Here is a 17,249-nt window from a genome sequence, read left to right as displayed (position 1 = left end):
GCACGGTCGTAGGCGTCGTCACGGGACAGTCATAGGCGTCGTCACCGGCACATTCGTGGGCGTCACGGCATCAGGTGGTACTCGGGGAAGTTGCCCGGGAGCCGTTCGCGCTCGTCGCCGCGGGTGACCGCGCGGACGAGGAGTTCGCCGCCGACGAAGGCGCCCCGCCAGGACGCGCCGAAGCCGCCGAAGAGCTCCTCGCGGTCGCCGCGCGAGCGGGGCCTGTCGTGGCCGGCCTTGAACGCGCGGATCTGCGGGGCCAGCCGCTCGTACGTGGCCCGGTCGTCCGTGGAGAGCGTGGCGACCAGGGCGCCGTTGGACGCGTTCATCGCCGCGAGGAGTTCCGCCTCGGTGTCGACCAGGACGATCGTGTCGACCGGACCGAAGGGTTCCGCGTGGTGCAGCGGGGACGACGGGGGCGGCCCGAGGAGCGTGACCGGTGGGACGTACGCGGATGTGTCCTGGCCGGGCAGGAAGCGGCCGTCGGACAGGGTGCCGCGGTGCACGGGAACGGCTCCGCGGTCGACGGCCTCGGTGACCTGGTCGGTGAGCTCCTTCGCCTTGGCCGCGTTGATGAGCGGGCCGAAATCGAGGCTCGGCGGCGGGTCCGCCGGGTCGGCGACGGCGAGCGGGTGTCCGATGCGGATGGAGCGCACGGCCGGGAGGTACGCGTCGAGGAACCGGTCGAAGAGGGAGCGCTGCACGACGAAGCGCGGGTAGGCAGTGCAGCGCTGCTTGCCGTAGTCGAAGAGTTTGGGGATGAGGGCGGTCAGGGCCTCCCAGTTCGAGTAGTTCCAGATGCCCCAGGTGTTGAGGCCCTCCTGTTCGAGGATGTGGCGCTTGCCGAGGTCCGCGACGGCGGTGGCGACCGCGGCACCGGTGTCGCGGCCGCCGACGAACGAGACGCAACCGATCTCGGGCGCGCGCACGAGGGCCTCGGAGAGTTCGCCGCCGCTGCCGCTGACGAGGGTGATCGGCACGCCTTCGCGGGCGGCGAGCGCGCAGGCCAGAGTGAGGCAGGCGAGGCCGCCGTCGGTGGGGGTCTTGGCGATCACGGCGTTGCCGGCGAGGGCCTGGACGAGCATCGCGTGGACGAGGACCGACATCGGGTAGTTCCAGCTGGCGATGTTGGAGACCGGTCCGTCGAGTGGGGCGCGGCCGGCCAGCATGGGCTCGATGCCGTCGACGTACCAGCGCACTCCGTCGATCGCCCGGTCCACGTCCGCCTGCGCGAGGCGCCAGGGCTTGCCGATCTCCCAGACGAGGAGGAGGGCGAGGAGTTCGCGGTGTTCGGTGAGGGCGTCGAGGGTGGCGGCGATGCGGGCCCGGCGTTCGGGGAGCGGGACGTGCCGCCACGCGCGGTGCTGGTCGAGCGCCGCGCGTACGGCCTGGCGGGCGGTGCCGGCGTCGAGGCGGGGCGGTCCGGCGATGGGGGTGCCGTCGACGGGGCTGGTGGCGGGCAGGGTGCGGCCGCCGGGTTGCCAGGTCGCGGCCCGGAGGTTGAGGACGCGGTCGTCGAGGAACGCCTCGGGGGCGACGGTCCGGCAGCGCTGCCAGGCGTCGGTCCAGGCCGTTCCGGGTTTGAGGGCGAGGGTGGGTTCGGGGGTGGCAGGGGCCATCGGTGTTCTCCGCTCTCGGTGCACAGTCGGGGGCGGGAGGTGTGCGGTTCCCCAGGGATCAGGAGGAGGCGAGGTGTTCGAGGACGAGTCGGGCGGTCTCGGTGGGGGTCGCGCCCACGCGTACGCCCGCCGCTTCGAGTGCTTGCTGTTTGGCGCGGGCCGTTCCGGTCGAACCGGAGACGATCGCTCCGGCGTGCCCCATGGTCTTGCCCTCGGGCGCGGTGAACCCGGCGACGTAACCGACGACGGGTTTGCTGATGTGTTCGCGGATGTACGCCGCCGCCCGCTCCTCCGCGTCGCCGCCGATCTCGCCGATGAGGACGACGAGTTCGGTCTCCGGGTCGTCCTCGAAGGCCTGCAGGCAGTCGATGTGGGTGGTGCCGATGACGGGGTCGCCGCCGATGCCGACGCAGGTGGAGAAGCCGATGTCGCGCAGCTCGTACATGAGTTGGTACGTGAGCGTGCCCGACTTGGAGACCAGGCCGATGCGGCCGGGCTTGGTGATGTCGGCGGGGATGATGCCCGCGTTGGCCTGGCCCGGGGTGATCAGGCCGGGGCAGTTGGGGCCGATGACGCGGGTGCCGCGCTGTTGCGCGTACGACTGGAAGGCGACTGTGTCGTGGACGGGGATGCCCTCGGTGATGACGACGGCGAGGCCGATGCCCGCGTCGGCGGCCTCGGTGACGGCGGCCTTGCAGAACGCGGGCGGGACGAAGACGACGGTGACGTCCGCGCCGGTGGCCTCGATGCCCTCGCGCACGGTGCCGAATACATCGATGCCACCGGCGCGGTCGTCGAATTCGACGGTGCGGCCGGCCTTGCGGGGGTTGACGCCGCCGACGACGTTCGTGCCCGCGGCGAGCATGCGGCGGGTGTGCTTCATGCCCTCGGCGCCGGTCATGCCCTGGACGAGGACCTTGCTCTCCTTGGTGAGGTAGATCGCCATGGTGTGAACTCCTCTGCTGCGGGCGCTACTTGGCGAGTTGCGCGGCGCGCCGGGCGGCGCCGTCCATGGTGGTGACCTGTTCGACGAGCGGATGTCGGTGGCCGTTGAGGATGGCGCGGCCCTGGGCGGCGCTGTTGCCGTCGAGGCGTACGACGAGGGGCTTGGTGAGGCGGATCTCGTCGAGGGCCTGCACGATGCCGTCGGCCACGGCGTCGCAGGCGGTGATGCCGCCGAAGACGTTGACGAAGACGGACCTGACGTCCGGGTCGGAGAGGATGACGGAGAGCCCGTCGGCCATGACCCGGGCGGAGGCGCCGCCGCCGATGTCGAGGAAGTTGGCGGGGCGGGCGCCGCAGCCGGCCACCACGTCGAGGGTGGACATGACGAGTCCGGCGCCGTTGCCGACGACGCCGACCTGGCCGTCGAGCTTGACGTAGTTGAGGCCCTTGGCGGCGGCCCGCGCCTCCAGCGGGTCGTCGTGGGCGGTCTCGGCTCCGCCCCAACGGGTTTGGCGGAAGCGGGCGTTGTCGTCGAGGGCGACCTTTCCGTCGAGGGCGAGGAGCCGGCCGTCGCGGGTTCGGACGAGCGGGTTGACCTCGACGAGTACGGCGTCCTCCTCGGTGAGTACGGTCCACAGCTTGACGAGGACGTCGGCCGCTTCGGGCGGGAGGTGTGCGGCGCGGGCGATCTCGGCGGCCTTGTCGGCGGTGACGCCGTGCGCGGGGTCGACCGGGATGCGGGCGACGGCTTCGGGGCGGTTCGCGGCGACTTCCTCGATCTCCATGCCGCCCTCGGCGGAGGCGATCGCGAGGAAGTGCCCGGCGGCGCGGTCGAGGACGTAGGAGACGTAGAACTCGGTCTCGATCTCGACTGGCTGGGCGAGCATCACCTGGTGCGCGGTGTGCCCCTTGATGTCCATGCCGAGGATCTGGCGGGCCGTCAGCTCTGCGGCGGCCGGGTCGGCGGCGAGCTTGACCCCGCCCGCCTTGCCGCGGCCGCCGGTCTTCACCTGGGCCTTGACGACGGCGCGGCCGCCGAGGCGGTCCGCGATGCGGCGGGCCTCCTTGGCCGTGCCGGCGACCTCGGCCGTCGGCACCGACACACCGTATTCCTCGAAGAGTTCCCTTGCCTGGTACTCGAACAGGTCCATTTCGGCTCCTGACTCAAAAGTGCCGCACGCCCCCTGGACACCACTGACCGGATGCGGGATAACAAGTTTCATACAGTATTCGTCGACTGTATGCAATCTGCTCCAAACCGCGGTGGACGCAGTGCATGAAGCGTGTCTGACACGTGCGTGACAGCAGTCCACGGCCCGTCCGTGAGCTGCGTGTGAGGACGCCAACTCCCCTACGAAGGGACAGGACTTCGCCATGCCCGACGAGAACAGCCAGAACCTCATTTCCGGTGGGCACCTGGTCGCCAAGGCACTCAAAGCGGAGGGCGTGGAGGTCATCTACACCCTGTGCGGCGGCCACATCATCGACATCTACGACGGCTGCGTCGACGAAGGCATCGAAGTCGTCGACGTACGCCATGAACAGGTCGCCGCCCACGCCGCCGACGGCTACGCCCGCATCACCGGCAAGCCCGGCTGCGCCGTCGTCACCGCGGGCCCGGGCACCACTGACGCGGTGACCGGTGTCGCCAACGCGTTCCGCGCCGAGTCACCGATGCTCCTCATCGGCGGCCAAGGGGCCCACACCCAGCACAAGATGGGCTCCCTTCAGGACCTCCCGCACGTCGACATGATGACGCCCATCACCAAGTTCGCCTCGACCGTGCCGGACACGGCGCGCGCCGCGGACATGGTGTCCATGGCGTTCCGCGAGTGCTACCACGGCGCCCCCGGGCCCTCCTTCCTGGAGATACCGCGCGACGTCCTCGACGCCAAGGTGCCGGTGGACACGGCGCGCGTGCCCCAGGCCGGGCACTACCGTGCCTCCACCCGCTCCGCCGGTGACCCCGAGGCCATCGAGAAGCTCGCCGACCTCCTCGTGCACGCCGAGAAACCCGCGATCCTGCTCGGCTCCCAGGTCTGGACGACCCGCGGCACCGAGGCGGCCACCGAACTCGTCCGCACCCTCAACGTGCCCGCCTATATGAACGGTGCCGGGCGCGGCACCCTCCCTCCCGGCGACCCGCACCACTTCCAGCTCTCCCGCAGGTACGCCTTCTCCAACGCCGATGTCATCGTGATCGTCGGCACTCCCTTCGACTTCCGGATGGGCTACGGCAAGCGGCTCTCGCCGGACGCGACCGTCGTCCAGATCGACCTGGACTACCGCACCGTCGGCAAGAACCGGGACGTCGACCTCGGCATCGTCGGCGACGCGGGCCTGATCCTGAAGGCCGTCACCGAGGCTGCGTCCGGCCGGCTCAACGGCAGTGGGTCCAAGCGCAAGGAGTGGCTGGACGAACTGCGCGCCGCCGAGCAGACCGCCATCGAGAAGCGGCTGCCGAACCTGCGCTCGGACTCCTCCCCCATCCACCCCTACCGTCTGGTCAGCGAGATCAACGACTTCCTCACCGAGGACTCGATCTACATCGGCGACGGCGGCGACATCGTCACCTTCTCCGGCCAGGTCGTACAGCCCAAGTCACCGGGTCACTGGATGGACCCGGGTCCGCTCGGCACGCTCGGCGTCGGGATTCCGTTCGTGCTCGCCGCGAAGCAGGCCCGCCCCGACAAGGAGGTAGTCGCGCTCTTCGGTGACGGCGCGTTCTCCCTGACCGGCTGGGACTTCGAGACTCTCGTCCGCTACGAGCTCCCCTTCATCGGCATCGTCGGCAACAACTCCTCCATGAACCAGATCCGTTACGGCCAGAAGGCCAAGTACGGCGACGAGCGCGAGCGTGTCGGCAACACCCTCGGCGACGTCCACTACGACAAGTTCGCCCAGATGCTCGGCGGTTACGGCGAGGAGGTCCGCGACCCCGCCGACATCGGCCCCGCGCTGCGACGGGCCCGTGAGTCGGGCAAGCCCTCGCTCATCAACGTCTGGGTGGACCCGGACGCGTACGCCCCCGGAACCATGAACCAGACCATGTACAAGTGAGGAGCTGAATCGTCATGACGACCAAGGCTCTTGAGGGCGTGCGCGTCCTCGACATGACCCACGTCCAGTCGGGCCCTTCCGCCACCCAGCTGCTCGCCTGGCTGGGCGCGGACGTGGTGAAGCTGGAGGCGCCGAACGGCGACATCACGCGCAAGCAGCTGCGCGATCTGCCGGACGTCGACTCCCTCTACTTCACGATGCTCAACTGCAACAAGCGGAGCATCACCCTCAACACCAAGACCGAGCGCGGCAAGGAGATCCTCACCGAGCTGATCCGGCGCTCGGACGTCATGGTCGAGAACTTCGGCCCCGGGGCCGTGGACCGCATGGGGTTCACCTGGGATCGCATCCAGGAGATCAATCCGCGAATCGTCTATGCCTCCATCAAGGGTTTCGGTGACGGTCCTTACACCAACTTCAAGGCCTACGAGGTCGTGGCGCAGGCGATGGGCGGGTCGATGTCGACCACGGGCTTCGAGGACGGCCCCCCGCTGGCGACGGGGGCCCAGATCGGCGACTCGGGAACCGGCATTCATGCCGTCGCCGGAATTCTCGCGGCGCTCCTGCAGCGGGAAAGCACCGGGCGCGGGCAGCGGGTCAACGTGGCCATGCAGCATGCCGTGCTCAACCTCTGCCGGGTGAAGTTGCGCGATCAGCAGCGCCTGGCCCATGGCCCGCTCGCTGAATATCCCAACGACGACTTCGGCACGGAAGTTCCCCGGTCCGGGAACGCGTCCGGCGGCGGTCAGCCCGGCTGGGCGGTCAAGTGCGCGCCGGGCGGCCCGAACGACTACGTGTACGTCATCGTGCAGCCGGTCGGCTGGCAGCCGATCGCCAACCTGATCGGCCGGCCCGAACTGGCCGACGACCCCGAGTGGAACACGCCCGAGGCCCGGCTGCCGAAGCTGAACAAGATGTTCCAGCTGATCGAGGAGTGGTCCTCGACCCTGCCGAAGTGGGAGGTCCTGGAGCAGCTCAACTCCCACAACATCCCGTGCGGCCCGATCCTGTCGACGAAGGAGATCGTCGAGGACGCCTCGCTCGCCGCCAACGAGATGGTCGTGAAGGTCCAGCACCCCGAGCGCGGCGAGTTCACCACCGTCGGCTCGCCGTTGAAGCTCTCCGACTCCCTGGTGGACGTGGTCAGTTCACCCCTGCTCGGCGAGCACAACGAGGCGGTGTACGTCGGCGAGCTCGGCCTCGGGGACGAGGAGCTGCGCCTGCTCAAGTCGAACGGAGTGATCTGACGTGATGGCAGAGGACCGCACGCAGACGGTGCGGGCGCTGCTCGACGCCGTACGCGCCGAGGGCCGTACCGCGCTGACCGCGCCCGAGGGCAAGGTGATCGCGGAGGCGTACGGAATCGCCGTGCCGGGTGAGGAGTTGGCGCGGGACGTGGACGAGGCGGTCGCGGCGGCGGCGCGCTTCGACGGCCCGGTCGTCCTGAAGATCGTCTCGCCGGACATCCTGCACAAGACCGACGCGGGCGGCGTGATCGTCGGGGTGGAGGGCGCCGCCGATGTGCGGGCCGGGTTCCACACCGTCGTCGACAACGCCCGTGCCCATGACGCGGACGCCCGGATCGAGGGCGTGCAGGTGCAGCAACTTCTGCCGAAGGGGCAAGAGGTGATCGTGGGCGCGGTCACCGACCCGACGTTCGGGAAGGTCGTGGCGTTCGGGCTCGGCGGTGTGCTCGTCGAGGTGTTGAAGGACGTGACGTTCCGTCTCGCGCCCGTCGACGCCGACGAGGCGGTCTCCATGCTCGACTCGATCCGCGCCGCGGAGATCCTGCGCGGTGTGCGGGGCGCGGCGGGCGTGGACCGGTGGGCGGTCGCCGAGCAGATCCGGAGGGTCTCCGAACTGGTCACGGACTTCCCGGAGATCGCGGAGGTCGACCTCAACCCGGTGATCGCCACACCGGAGGGCGCGCTCGCCGCCGACATCCGCGTGATCCTGTCGACGGAGGCGCCCAAGGAGCGGCGGACGTATGGCCGCGACGAAATCCTCCGCTCCATGCGACGCCTGATGCAGCCGCGCTCCATAGCGGTCATCGGTGCCTCCAACGAGCAGGGCAAGATCGGCAATTCGGTGATGCGGAACCTCGTCGACGGAGGTTTCTCCGGCGAGATCCACCCCGTGAACCCCAAGGCCGATGACATTCAGGGCCGCAAGGCGTACAAGAATGTCACCGACGTTCCGGGTGAGGTGGATGTGGCGGTTTTCGCGATCCCCGCCCAGTTCGTGGCCTCCGCCCTCGAAGAGGTGGGTCGCAAGGGCATCCCCAATGCGGTGCTGATCCCGTCCGGCTTCGCGGAGACCGGTGAGCACGCGTTGCAGGAGGAGATCGTCGCCATCGCGGAACGGCACGGCGTACGCCTCCTGGGCCCGAACATCTACGGCTACTACTCGACGTGGCAGGACCTGTGCGCCACGTTCTGCACGCCGTACGACGTGAAGGGCGGGGTCGCCCTGACCTCCCAGTCGGGCGGCATCGGCATGGCGATCCTGGGCTTCGCCCGCGCCACCAAGACCGGTGTCTCCGCGATCGTCGGACTCGGCAACAAGTCGGACATCGACGAGGACGACCTGCTGACCTGGTTCGGCGAGGACCCGAACACCCAGTGCATCGCCATGCACCTGGAGGACCTGAAGGACGGGCGGGCGTTCGTCGCGGCCGCCAAGGAGACCGTGCCGAAGAAGCCGGTCGTCGTCCTCAAGGCGGGGCGTACGGCCGCCGGCGCGAAGGCCGCGGGCTCGCACACGGGGGCGCTCGCGGGCGACGACGCGGTGTACGACGACATCCTCCGGCAGGCCGGCGTGATCCGGGCGCCGGGCCTCAACGACATGCTGGAGTACGCGCGTGCGCTGCCCGTGCTGCCGACCCCCAAGGGGGACAACGTCGTCATCATCACGGGCGCGGGTGGCTCCGGAGTGCTCCTGTCGGACGCGGTGACCGACAACGGCCTCTCCCTGATGGAGATCCCGGACGACCTGGACGGCGCGTTCCGCGAGTTCATCCCGCCCTTCGGGGCCGCGGGCAACCCCGTGGACATCACGGGCGGCGAGCCCCCTGCCACGTACGAGGCGACGATCCGGCTCGGTCTTGAGGACCCGCGGATCCACTCCCTCGTACTGGGCTACTGGCACACCATCGTCACGCCGCCGATGGTGTTCGCCGAGCTCACCGCGCGCGTGGTGGCCGATTTCCGAAAGCGCGGCATAGAGAAGCCGGTTGTGGCCTCCCTCGCGGGCGATGTCGAGGTCGAGGAGGCGTGCGCGTACCTCTTTGAGCGCGGAGTCGTCGCCTACCCGTACACGACCGAGAAGCCCGTCGCCGTGCTCGGCGCGAAGTACCGGTGGGCGCGGGCGGCCGGGTTGCTCGGAGGTGGTCGATGAGCTGAGCGACGGCTCGAACCACGGGGCCTGCGGCGGCCGCTCGCCGTGGGCCCCGGTGCGAAGAGAACGGACAGGGGGCGCTGGCCAGACTTCTTCCACGCGAGGGGTTCGATCGACATGACGACAACCGACCTGCCAACCACCGTCCCCTATCGGGAGGTGACGGACGCCAACGGCCGCACGTACCGGCTCGGCGAGACCGACATCGACATCATGGGGCGCAAGCGCAAGTGGATGGTCATCCTGCCGTGGGTGGGCATGATGGGCATCAGTTCCGCGGAGTACGCGTTCGCGTCCGCGGAGGACACACTGCACACCGCACATCACTGGGCCAGCGGCCACATCTTCTGGATGATGACCGTCTGGGTGTTCTTCCAGGCCTCCGTTGCCTTCCCCGCGGGCCGGCTGCGCGAGAGCGGCCGGCTGCCGGCCCGCTGGGCGATGATGCTCGGCTCCGCGGGCACCCTGCTCGGCTATCTTTCCCTGGCCTACGCGCCGCACGTCGTGTTCGCGTACATCGGCTTCAGCATGTTCAGCGGCATGGGCGCGGGCATGGTGTACGCCACCTGCGTCAACATGGTCGGCAAGTGGTATCCGGAGCGCCGGGGCGGCAAGACCGGCTTCGTCAACGGCGGCTTCGCCTACGGTTCGGTGCCGTTCGTGTTCATCTTCACCGGCGTCATGGACCTGTCCAACTTCCGTACGGTGCTTCTTATGGTGGGCCTTTTCCTCGCCGCGGTCGTGGCCGTCGCGGGGCTCTTCTTCAAGGACCCGCCGAAGAACTGGTGGCCCGCCGACGTCGACCCGCTGAACCCGCCGGACGATCCGCGCGCCCGCCGGTCCCTGGAGAAGAACCCGCCGGCCGTGAAGCAGTACTCCCCCATGGAGGCCTGGAAGACCGGGCGGGTGGCGCTGATGTGGTTCTGTCTGGCGTGCACGTCCGGGGTGAACATCTTCGGCATCGCCTTCCAGGTCGACATCGGCAAGGAGGCGGGTTTCGCGAGCGGAATCGTCGCCACCGCGATGTCGCTCAAGGCGATCGTCAACGGCACCGGGCGCGGCGTCATCGGCTGGCTCTCCGACCGCTTCGGCCGCAAGCGGTGCCTGCTGAACGTGTGCGTCATCCTGGGGCTGGCGCAGTTCGGCCTCATCTGGTCGGCGAACACGCAGAACCTGCCGCTGTTCCTGTTCTTCTCGGCGGTCTCCGGTTTCGGCGGCGGCGCCATCTTCCCGATGTTCGCGGCGCTCACCGCCGACTACTTCGGCGAGAACAACAACGCCACCAACTACGGCATGGTGTACAGCTCGAAGCTCGTCTCCGGACTCGGCGCGGGCATGGGAGCCGTGGTCGTGGGGGCCTGGGGGCACACCGGTGCGTTCATCCTGGCGGGCTCGATCTCGTTCTTCGCGGGGTTCGTGGCGCTGTTCCTGACTCCGCCGGGACGGCCGAAGCGCGGGAAGATCACGCCGAATCCGCAGCCCATCAGCAGGGACGCGCACTAGCCGCTCAGCTGTCCCCTCCGCGTGGAGCCCCCGGCGAGGTCTTTCCTTGCCGAGGGCTCCACACGGCACCGCCAACCGCTGGGAGCGGTCAGTCGCGCTCGCGGAGCGAGTGCAGGTGGGCGCTGGACTTGCGGGCGAAGGCGAGCGAGTCGACCGGGTTGTCGTGCTCCACCTGCCAGTGGTGGTAGCGCCTGCCCGTCGGGGTTCGTCGCGTCACCTCGGAGAGGAACCGCCGGTAGTCGATGTCGCCGTCGCCCACGTCCACCATCCGGTAGCCGTCCTTGGCGGCCTCGTCGTGCTCGCCGTCCTTGACGTGGAACAGCGGGTACCGGTGCGGCTGCTTGAGTACGTAGTCCAGCGGCTCGAACGGCGCGGGTGTCCCGTCGACCCGCTGGGAGAAACGGAACTGCCCGGCGTACGCCCAGTAGATGTCCATCTCCAGGTGCACCAGGTCCGGGTCGGTCTCGGCGAGCAGCACGTCGTAGAGCCGGACGTCCGGCCGGTCGGTCGCGAACATGAACTCCTCGGCGTGGTTGTGCTGGTAGAACTTCATGCCACGCTTCCGCGCCGCCGCGCCGTACGTGTTGAACTCCTCGGCGCAGCGCTTCCAGCCGTCGACGGTCGTGCCGTAGCGCCATGGCCCGGAGGCGGTGCCGATGTGCCTGAGGCCGAGGGCCTGGGCCTCGTCGAGGACCTTGTCGAGGTTCTGCGCGAAGGTGTACGCGTTCGGGTCGTCGGAGTAGTAGCCGACGTGGCTGCCGATGGGGTTGAGGCCGTGGTCGGCGGCGAGGCGCTTGAGCTGGGCGAGAGTGATGGGGCCCGCGGAGCCCTGGGTGTAGCCGGCGAACTCGATCTCGTCGTAGCCGTGGGCGCTCAACTCCTCGAAGACCGGGGCGAATCCGAGGGTGGAGACCTTGTCGCGCAGGCTGTACAACTGGATGCCGAGACGGCCGGGCGGCAGCACGGGACGGCCCTTCGCCCCGGCTGCCGTGGTCGTGGCCGAACCTGCAGAGGGCTGGGCTGCGGCGGAGCTCGCGCCGACGCCGGCGAAGGCGGCCGCGGTGGCTCCTGCGGCGACACCGAGCATGCCGCGGCGGCTGAGTCTGTGGGCGAGCTCGGGGTCGGACGCGGACGTGCGGAAGGAACGGGGCATGCGGGAACTCCTTGCAGTCACGGGGCGTTGTCAGTGGTGTCTGGTTGAGTTGTTCTCAGTCGGCGGTCAGCACCGTCAGGAGTGCAGACCGGCGAGCTGAAGCAGCAGGGACTTCACATCGGTGGCCCGGATGGGGCCGGTGACAGCGCGGGGGGTGGAGCACAGGATGAGCGGACCGTCGTTCGGGTCATCGGGGAGGCGGCCATGGCTGCCGCGAATAGGTGAGGCGTCCAGCGGCACCACCGCCATGCGGTAGCGCATCCCGAGTTTCTTGCGGGCGAGCGCTTTCGCGGCCCTGACCTTCACATACGGGTCGAGGGGATCCATGAACAGCTCGACCGGGTCGTAGCCCGGCTTGCGGTGGATCTCGACGAGCTGCGCGAAGTCGGGTGCCCGTGCGTCGTCGAGCCAGTAGTAGTACGTGAACCAGGCGTCCGGCTCCGCGACGGCGACGAGTTCGCCGGCGCGCGGATGGTCCAGGCCGTGCTCCTTCTTGCCTTCGTCGTCCAGGAGTTGATCGATTCCCGCCAGGCTTTGGAGTGCCTCACGAGCGGCGTCGAGATCTTCCGGGCGGCGGACGTACACATGGGCGATCTGGTGGTCGGCCACGGCGAAGGCGCGGGACGCCATCGGGTCGAGGTACTCCATGCCGTCCTGGGTGTGGACTTCTAGGAGTCCGGCGCGGCGCAGGGCGCGGTTGATGTCGACGGTGCGGCTGACCTTGGTGATGCCGTACTCGGAGAGCGCGACGACGGTGCGGCCCTCGCGGGCGGCGTCGTCGAGGAGGGGGGCCAGGATCTGGTCCAGGTCGGTGGCGGCCTTGCGGGAGCGCGGATCGTCGGGACCGTAGCGCTGCAGGTCGTAGTCGAGATGAGGGAGGTAGCAGAGCGCCAGGTCGGGGCTGCGGGTGTCGATGATGTGGCGGGTCGCGTCGACGATCCACTGCGAGGAGACGATGTCGGCGCCGGGTCCCCAGAAGTGGAAGAGGGGGAACGTGCCGAGTTTCGCGGTGAGTTCGTCGTGCAGGCCCGGGGGCCGGGTGTAGCAGTCGGGTTCCTTGCGGCCGTCGGCGTAGTAGACGGGACGGGGGGTGACGGTGATGTCGGTGTCTGCGCCCATGGCGTACCACCAGCAGATGTTGGCGACCGTGTAGCCGGGATGGGTACGCCGCGCGGCGTCCCACAGCTTGTCGCCGGAGACCAGGCCGTTGTGCTGGCGCCACAGGAGTACGTCGCCGAGCTCGCGGAAGTACCAGCCGTTGCCGACGATGCCGTGCTCGGCGGGTGGGGCTCCGGTGAGGAACGTGGACTGGGCGGCGCAGGTCACCGCCGGGAGGACGGTGCCGAGTTCGGCGCTTGAACCGTTCTCGGCAAGGGACTTGAGGTGAGGCATGTATGCGAGGAGACGGGGGGTGAGGCCGACGACGTCCAGGACCAGCAGCGGAGTGGGAGCGGCTGTCGGGGCCGGTGGGTGCGTCATGGCAGTTCCTTGAGGCCGAGGTCGACGAGGAGATCGCGGGCGAGAGTGAGTTCGGCGGCGATGCCGTCGACGAGCTGGCTGCGGACCCGGGGGCGCAGCGCGGCGGGCAGCGCCTGCCAGGTGTAGGTCTCGACCTCCAGGTGGCGGGTGCGCGGATGGGAGCCGCCGACCAGGAGGGCGAGGGTGTCGCGCAGCACGGACAGGGTGGAGGTGAGCGGGGGCGCGGGTGCGGCGTGCAGCGGTACGTGGAAGTGCGCGCGCCAGGGGCTGGTGTCGGGCAGCGAGCCGCCGGAGAGGGCGGGGCCGAGGTCGTCGGTGCCGTGCAGCGTTCCGGCGGTGCGGGTGCGGGTCTGATGCAGGAACCGGGGCTCGTCGAAGGCAGCCAACGCCTCCTGAACTTCCGGGTGTTGGGGGTATTCGGCGTGCAGGGCGGCGGACAGCTGGACCTTGGGTACGGCGATACCGGCCGTGTCCAAGGCGTCGAGAGCGGTGTGGGGATCTTCGAAGGAGGTGGCGAGGTGACAGGTGTCGATGCAGATGCCGATGCGGTCGGCGGCGGTGCCCGGGGCCGACCGGTCGCCGAGGCCTGGCGACGCGGGCGGAATTGGCTGCGGCGCTTGGCCGGAGTGTGGCAAGGCAGGCTGCTGCGTGGGCCTGGGCTCGGCGGGCATGGCTGGTTGGGCGGGCACGGCCTGCTCGGTGGGCACGGCTTCGGCGGGCACGGCTTCGGCGGGCACGGCTTCGGCGGGCCCAGCTTGTTCGGCGGAACGGCCGCCGGCCCGTCCGGCGTCAGCCGGTTCGGCGACGGCCCGTTCGGCGACGGCCGGGGAGCCGCCCGCCGGTGCGGTGTCGGCTCGGGCAGGGGCGGAGAGTGCGGCGCGTCGGCGTATCTCTTCGCGGACGGCGGTGAGGGGTGCGATGGCGTCGGCGGTGGTCTCGACGATGCAGCCGGGCTCGGGTTCGAGGCCGATGCGGATGGAGCGGCCGGTGAGCTCCTCCAGGGCGTCGAGCCGTTCGGCGAGGGAGACGAGGGGGTGGCGTGCGGTGGCCGCGTGCCGCTCGGTGAAAGGGGTGCGCCAGGCCAGCGGAAGCGTGGAGATGCTTCCTTCCGTGACGTCGTCGGGCAGCAGCGCGGTCAGCAGCCGGGCCAGGTCGGTGGTGTGGCTCAGCCGCTCGGCGTCGGTCCAGTCCGGCTTGTACACCCGGTACTTGACCTCGTCGGCGCCGAACCCCTCGTACGGGAAGCCGTTGAGGGTGACCACTTCGAGGCCGCGCCGGTCCAGGTCGGCGCGCAGCTCGCGCAGGGACGCCGGGTCGGAGGTCAGGGCGCGGGCGGCGTCGCGGGCCAGCCACAGGCCGATGCCGAGCCGGTCGCGGCCGAGCCTGCGGCGAACGGGCTCGCAGTGGTCACGCAGCTGGGCGCGGACGCCGTCGAGGGTCTCGGCCGGGTGGACGTTGGTGCAGTAGGCGAGGTGGACGATCGAGCCGTCCGGGTGCCGGAAGCGCATGGGTCACTCCCCTCCGCGCAGGATGGAGTTCCCTTCGTGCGTGGACCTGGTGTCCGTGCCGGGTGGGTCGAGGACGAGGCGGCCGCTGAGTCCGTAGAAGGCGACCGGGTTCTGCCAGAGCACCTGGTCGACGTCGGCGTCGGAGAAGCCCGCCGCGAGCATCGCCTCGGCCACCTTGCGGGTCTTCAGGGGGTCGCTCCTGCCCCAGTCGGCGGCCGAGTTGACCAGCACCCTCTCGGGGCCGTAGGTCTGCAGCAGCGCCACCATGCGGTCCTCGTCCATTTTGGTGTCGGGATAGACGGAGAATCCGAGCCAACATCCCGCGTCCTTGGCCTCCTTGACGGTTGTCTCGTTGAGGTGGTCGAGGAGCACACGCTGCGGGTCGAGCGCGGACTCGGCGACGGCGTCCAGGGTGCGGCGCAGCCCGGCGAGCTTGTCGCGGTGCGGGGTGTGCACGAGGGCGGGGAGTTCGTGGTCGGCGGCCAGTTGCAGTTGGGCGGCCAGCGCCTGGTCCTCGGCCGGGGTCATGGAGTCGTAGCCGATCTCGCCGACGGCGACCACACCGTCCTTGACGAGATAGCGCGGCAGTTGGTCGAGGACGGGCGCGCAGCGGGGGTCGTTGGCCTCCTTCGGGTTGAGGGCGATCGTGCAGTGGTGGGCGATGCCGTACTGCGCCGCGCGGAAGGGCTCCCAGCCGAGGAGGGCGTCGAAGTAGTCGTAGAAGGAGGCCGGGGAGGTACGGGGCTGGCCGAGCCAGAAGGCGGGCTCGACGACCGCGCGCACCCCCGCGGCATACATGGCTTCGTAGTCGTCGGTGGTCCGGGAGGTCATGTGGATGTGCGGGTCGAAGATGCGCATCAGGACTCCTTGCGGGACGGCTCGGCGTCGGCCAGGGCGAGCGTGCGGACGCGGTGGAGATCGTCGGGAACGGAGCGGCCGGCGGCGGAGCGTTCGGCGGCGTAGTCGTCGAGCATGCGGGCGAGTTCGGCGTCGCCCCGGGCCCGTACGTCCAGGTGGGCGGCGGCAGCGACCGGGACGCCGATGAACAGGCACTTGAGGATCGCGTGCCGCCAGCCGTGGGCGTCCAGGTGTGCGGCGGCGTACGGGCCGACGGCGGCGGCGACCAGACGGGGGTCGTTGGTGCGCAGGGCGTCCTCGGTCAGGGGCAGGGCCTGCGGGCCGTGGACGAGATGGGGCAACGAGAGGAGGACGGCTCGGCGTTCGTCGGCGGTGCCCTGCCGGTAGAGCCGGGTCACGGTGGCCGGACCGGCCTCGGCGGCCTGCAGGAGAACTTGCCGGGCCGGGTCGGCGAGGGCGGCGCCGCAGCGACGCCCGGCCTCGGCGAACCGCAACTCCCAGGGCGGGGTCGGGCCTTGAGTGGAGTCGGAGGACTTGGCGTGGCTCGTGGCCTGGTCCAGGGCGCGGTCGAGCCAGGCGCGGGACGTGTCGTCGAGGGCGGCGCGGAGTGCGGCGGCGCTGTCGGTCACTGGGGTCCTCCTTGTCCCGGTACGAAGGTGAGGGGCGAGGCCGTGGTCCTGGACCTGGTCGGGTGGGTGGACGCGGGGACGGGGTTGGCGGTGGCGGCGGTGCGGCGGAGGAAAAGGAGGGATTCTTCGGCGAGTTGGGGACCGGCGTGGGAGTGGCGGGGCAGTTCCACGACGGTCAGGCCCTGGTAGCCGGTGGCGGCGAGGGCATCGAGGACGGGCGGGAAGTCGATCTCGCCGGTACCGAAAGGGAGGTGTTCGTGGACGCCGCGGCGCATGTCTTCGATCTGGACGTGGCGTAGCCACGGGGCGGCCGCGGTGACGCAGGCTGCGGGCGGCACGGGTTCCAGACATTGGCAGTGCCCGATGTCCAGGGTGAGGCCGAGGGCGGCCGGGTCACCGAGGTCGCGGCGCAGCCGGTGGAAGTCGGCCAGGCGGGCGAGCAGATGGCCCGGCTCGGGTTCCACGGCGAGCGGCACGTCGGCCTCGGTGGCGGCGGTGACGACCGGCGCCATGGCCTCGGCGAGGCGCTTCCAGCCGGTCTCGGCGTCGGTGCCCGGGGGCAGGGTGCCGCTGAAGCAGTGCACGGCGTGAGCGCCCAGGTCGGCCGCGACCTGGAGGGCACGCAGGAGCAGTTGGACGCGTGCGGCGCGCCCGTCCGGGTCGGGGTCGAGCAGGGAGGGGCCGTGTTTGCGGCGGCGGTCGAGGACGTAGCGTGCGCCGGTCTCAACGGTCACCGAGAGGCCGAGCTGGTCGAGGCGGCGCGTGAGGTGACGGGTGCGTTCGGCCAGGTCGGGGGCGAGGGGATCCAGGTGCATGTGGTCGAGGGTCAGGCCGAGGCCGTCGTAGCCGAGGTCGGCGAGGAGGCCGAGGGCGTCGTCGAGACGGAGGTCGGTGAGGCCGTTGGTGCCGTAGCCGAAGCGGAGGGTCATGAGGGCACCGCCTTGCTGCCGGAGGGGAAGGAGGTGTGCCCGAGGAGGGCGAGAGGGGCTGAGGGAGCGACGGATGCGGGGGAACCGGCGGATGCAAGGGAACCGGCGGATGTGGGGGAACTGGTGAAGGCGGCAGATGCGGGGGAACTGGTGAAGGCGGCAGATGTAGG

At 70.2% G+C, this 17,249-nt stretch carries 12 protein-coding genes and 2 pseudogenes; 4 read left to right on the top strand and 10 right to left on the bottom strand.

All coding sequences use genetic code 11. The features are described from left to right. Positions 1 to 62: 62 nt before the first annotated feature. From QIS99_RS03990 to sucC, 3 genes are read right to left on the bottom strand one after another with little or no spacing between them, the layout of a single operon-like run. Complete coding sequence (locus tag QIS99_RS03990; protein ID WP_282510402.1) at positions 63 to 1,619, bottom strand: aldehyde dehydrogenase family protein; 1,557 nt, start codon at positions 1,617 to 1,619, stop codon at positions 63 to 65. Positions 1,620 to 1,677: 58 nt separating this feature from the next. Then, complete coding sequence (sucD, locus tag QIS99_RS03985; RefSeq protein WP_282510400.1) at positions 1,678 to 2,565, bottom strand: succinate--CoA ligase subunit alpha; 888 nt, start codon at positions 2,563 to 2,565, stop codon at positions 1,678 to 1,680. Between the two features lie 25 nt (positions 2,566 to 2,590). Then, complete coding sequence (gene sucC / locus QIS99_RS03980; protein WP_282510398.1) at positions 2,591 to 3,715, bottom strand: ADP-forming succinate--CoA ligase subunit beta; 1,125 nt, start codon at positions 3,713 to 3,715, stop codon at positions 2,591 to 2,593. 223 nt (positions 3,716 to 3,938) lie between these two features. Here sucC and QIS99_RS03975 point away from each other — a divergent pair, with 223 nt between their 5' ends. From QIS99_RS03975 to QIS99_RS03960, 4 genes are all read left to right on the top strand, one after another. Continuing rightward, positions 3,939 to 5,624 carry a thiamine pyrophosphate-binding protein gene (locus QIS99_RS03975; protein ID WP_282510396.1) on the top strand — a complete coding sequence of 562 codons (1,686 nt, stop codon included), beginning with the start codon at positions 3,939 to 3,941 and terminating at the stop codon, positions 5,622 to 5,624. Between the two features lie 14 nt (positions 5,625 to 5,638). Further along, positions 5,639 to 6,871, top strand: a complete 1,233-nt coding sequence (gene frc, locus QIS99_RS03970) for a formyl-CoA transferase (protein ID WP_282510394.1) — start codon at positions 5,639 to 5,641, stop codon at positions 6,869 to 6,871. A gap of 4 nt (positions 6,872 to 6,875) precedes the next feature. After that, positions 6,876 to 9,020: an acetate--CoA ligase family protein gene (locus QIS99_RS03965; protein ID WP_282510392.1), complete on the top strand. Its 2,145-nt coding sequence runs from the start codon at positions 6,876 to 6,878 to the stop codon at positions 9,018 to 9,020. A gap of 117 nt (positions 9,021 to 9,137) precedes the next feature. Next, entirely contained in the window at positions 9,138 to 10,523 is a 1,386-nt protein-coding gene (locus QIS99_RS03960) for an OFA family MFS transporter (RefSeq protein WP_282510390.1), read from the top strand. 88 nt (positions 10,524 to 10,611) lie between these two features. Here QIS99_RS03960 and QIS99_RS03955 read toward each other — a convergent pair whose 3' ends face one another. From QIS99_RS03955 to QIS99_RS03925, 7 genes and pseudogenes are all read right to left on the bottom strand, one after another. Further along, on the bottom strand, positions 10,612 to 11,676 hold the full coding sequence (locus tag QIS99_RS03955; protein ID WP_282510388.1) for a sugar phosphate isomerase/epimerase family protein: 1,065 nt from the start codon (positions 11,674 to 11,676) through the stop codon (positions 10,612 to 10,614). A 75-nt stretch (positions 11,677 to 11,751) separates the two neighbouring features. After that, positions 11,752 to 13,155, bottom strand: coding sequence for a nucleotide pyrophosphatase/phosphodiesterase family protein (locus QIS99_RS03950; RefSeq protein ID WP_282510386.1), 1,404 nt, complete (start codon positions 13,153 to 13,155; stop codon positions 11,752 to 11,754). Beyond that, a pseudogene (locus QIS99_RS03945) lies at positions 13,152 to 13,706 on the bottom strand (metabolite traffic protein EboE); the annotation flags it as partial. The gene QIS99_RS03950 and the pseudogene QIS99_RS03945, both read right to left, overlap by 4 nt. Before the next feature lie 348 nt (positions 13,707 to 14,054). Then, positions 14,055 to 14,663, bottom strand: a pseudogene (locus QIS99_RS03940) (metabolite traffic protein EboE); the annotation flags it as partial. A 3-nt stretch (positions 14,664 to 14,666) separates the two neighbouring features. Further along, positions 14,667 to 15,521 (bottom strand): TatD family hydrolase, encoded by an 855-nt coding sequence (locus tag QIS99_RS03935; RefSeq protein WP_282510384.1) that lies wholly within the window; start codon positions 15,519 to 15,521, stop codon positions 14,667 to 14,669. After that, positions 15,521 to 16,150, bottom strand: a complete 630-nt coding sequence (locus QIS99_RS03930) for an EboA domain-containing protein (protein WP_282510382.1) — start codon at positions 16,148 to 16,150, stop codon at positions 15,521 to 15,523. Before QIS99_RS03930 ends, QIS99_RS03935 begins: the two co-directional genes overlap by 1 nt. Next, positions 16,147 to 17,079: a sugar phosphate isomerase/epimerase family protein gene (locus QIS99_RS03925; protein ID WP_282510380.1), complete on the bottom strand. Its 933-nt coding sequence runs from the start codon at positions 17,077 to 17,079 to the stop codon at positions 16,147 to 16,149. The genes QIS99_RS03930 and QIS99_RS03925 overlap by 4 nt, the downstream gene beginning before the upstream one ends. Positions 17,080 to 17,249: the final 170 nt, after the last annotated feature.

The organism is Streptomyces solicavernae, assembly GCF_029968095.1.
In the GTDB taxonomy this organism is placed as follows: Bacteria; Actinomycetota; Actinomycetes; order Streptomycetales; family Streptomycetaceae; genus Streptomyces; species Streptomyces solicavernae.
Note: the sequence above shows the minus strand (reverse complement) of the source record. Positions and strands in the feature narration are given on the sequence as shown.

Coding starts and splice junctions, on each gene's coding strand:
- QIS99_RS03990 (WP_282510402.1), bottom strand. CDS start 1,619: ATGGCCCCTGCCACCCCCGAACCCACCCTCGCCCTCAAACCCGGAACG.
- sucD (WP_282510400.1), bottom strand. CDS start 2,565: ATGGCGATCTACCTCACCAAGGAGAGCAAGGTCCTCGTCCAGGGCATG.
- sucC (WP_282510398.1), bottom strand. CDS start 3,715: ATGGACCTGTTCGAGTACCAGGCAAGGGAACTCTTCGAGGAATACGGT.
- QIS99_RS03975 (WP_282510396.1), top strand. CDS start 3,939: ATGCCCGACGAGAACAGCCAGAACCTCATTTCCGGTGGGCACCTGGTC.
- frc (WP_282510394.1), top strand. CDS start 5,639: ATGACGACCAAGGCTCTTGAGGGCGTGCGCGTCCTCGACATGACCCAC.
- QIS99_RS03965 (WP_282510392.1), top strand. CDS start 6,876: ATGGCAGAGGACCGCACGCAGACGGTGCGGGCGCTGCTCGACGCCGTA.
- QIS99_RS03960 (WP_282510390.1), top strand. CDS start 9,138: ATGACGACAACCGACCTGCCAACCACCGTCCCCTATCGGGAGGTGACG.
- QIS99_RS03955 (WP_282510388.1), bottom strand. CDS start 11,676: ATGCCCCGTTCCTTCCGCACGTCCGCGTCCGACCCCGAGCTCGCCCAC.
- QIS99_RS03950 (WP_282510386.1), bottom strand. CDS start 13,155: ATGACGCACCCACCGGCCCCGACAGCCGCTCCCACTCCGCTGCTGGTC.
- QIS99_RS03935 (WP_282510384.1), bottom strand. CDS start 15,521: ATGCGCATCTTCGACCCGCACATCCACATGACCTCCCGGACCACCGAC.
- QIS99_RS03925 (WP_282510380.1), bottom strand. CDS start 17,079: ATGACCCTCCGCTTCGGCTACGGCACCAACGGCCTCACCGACCTCCGT.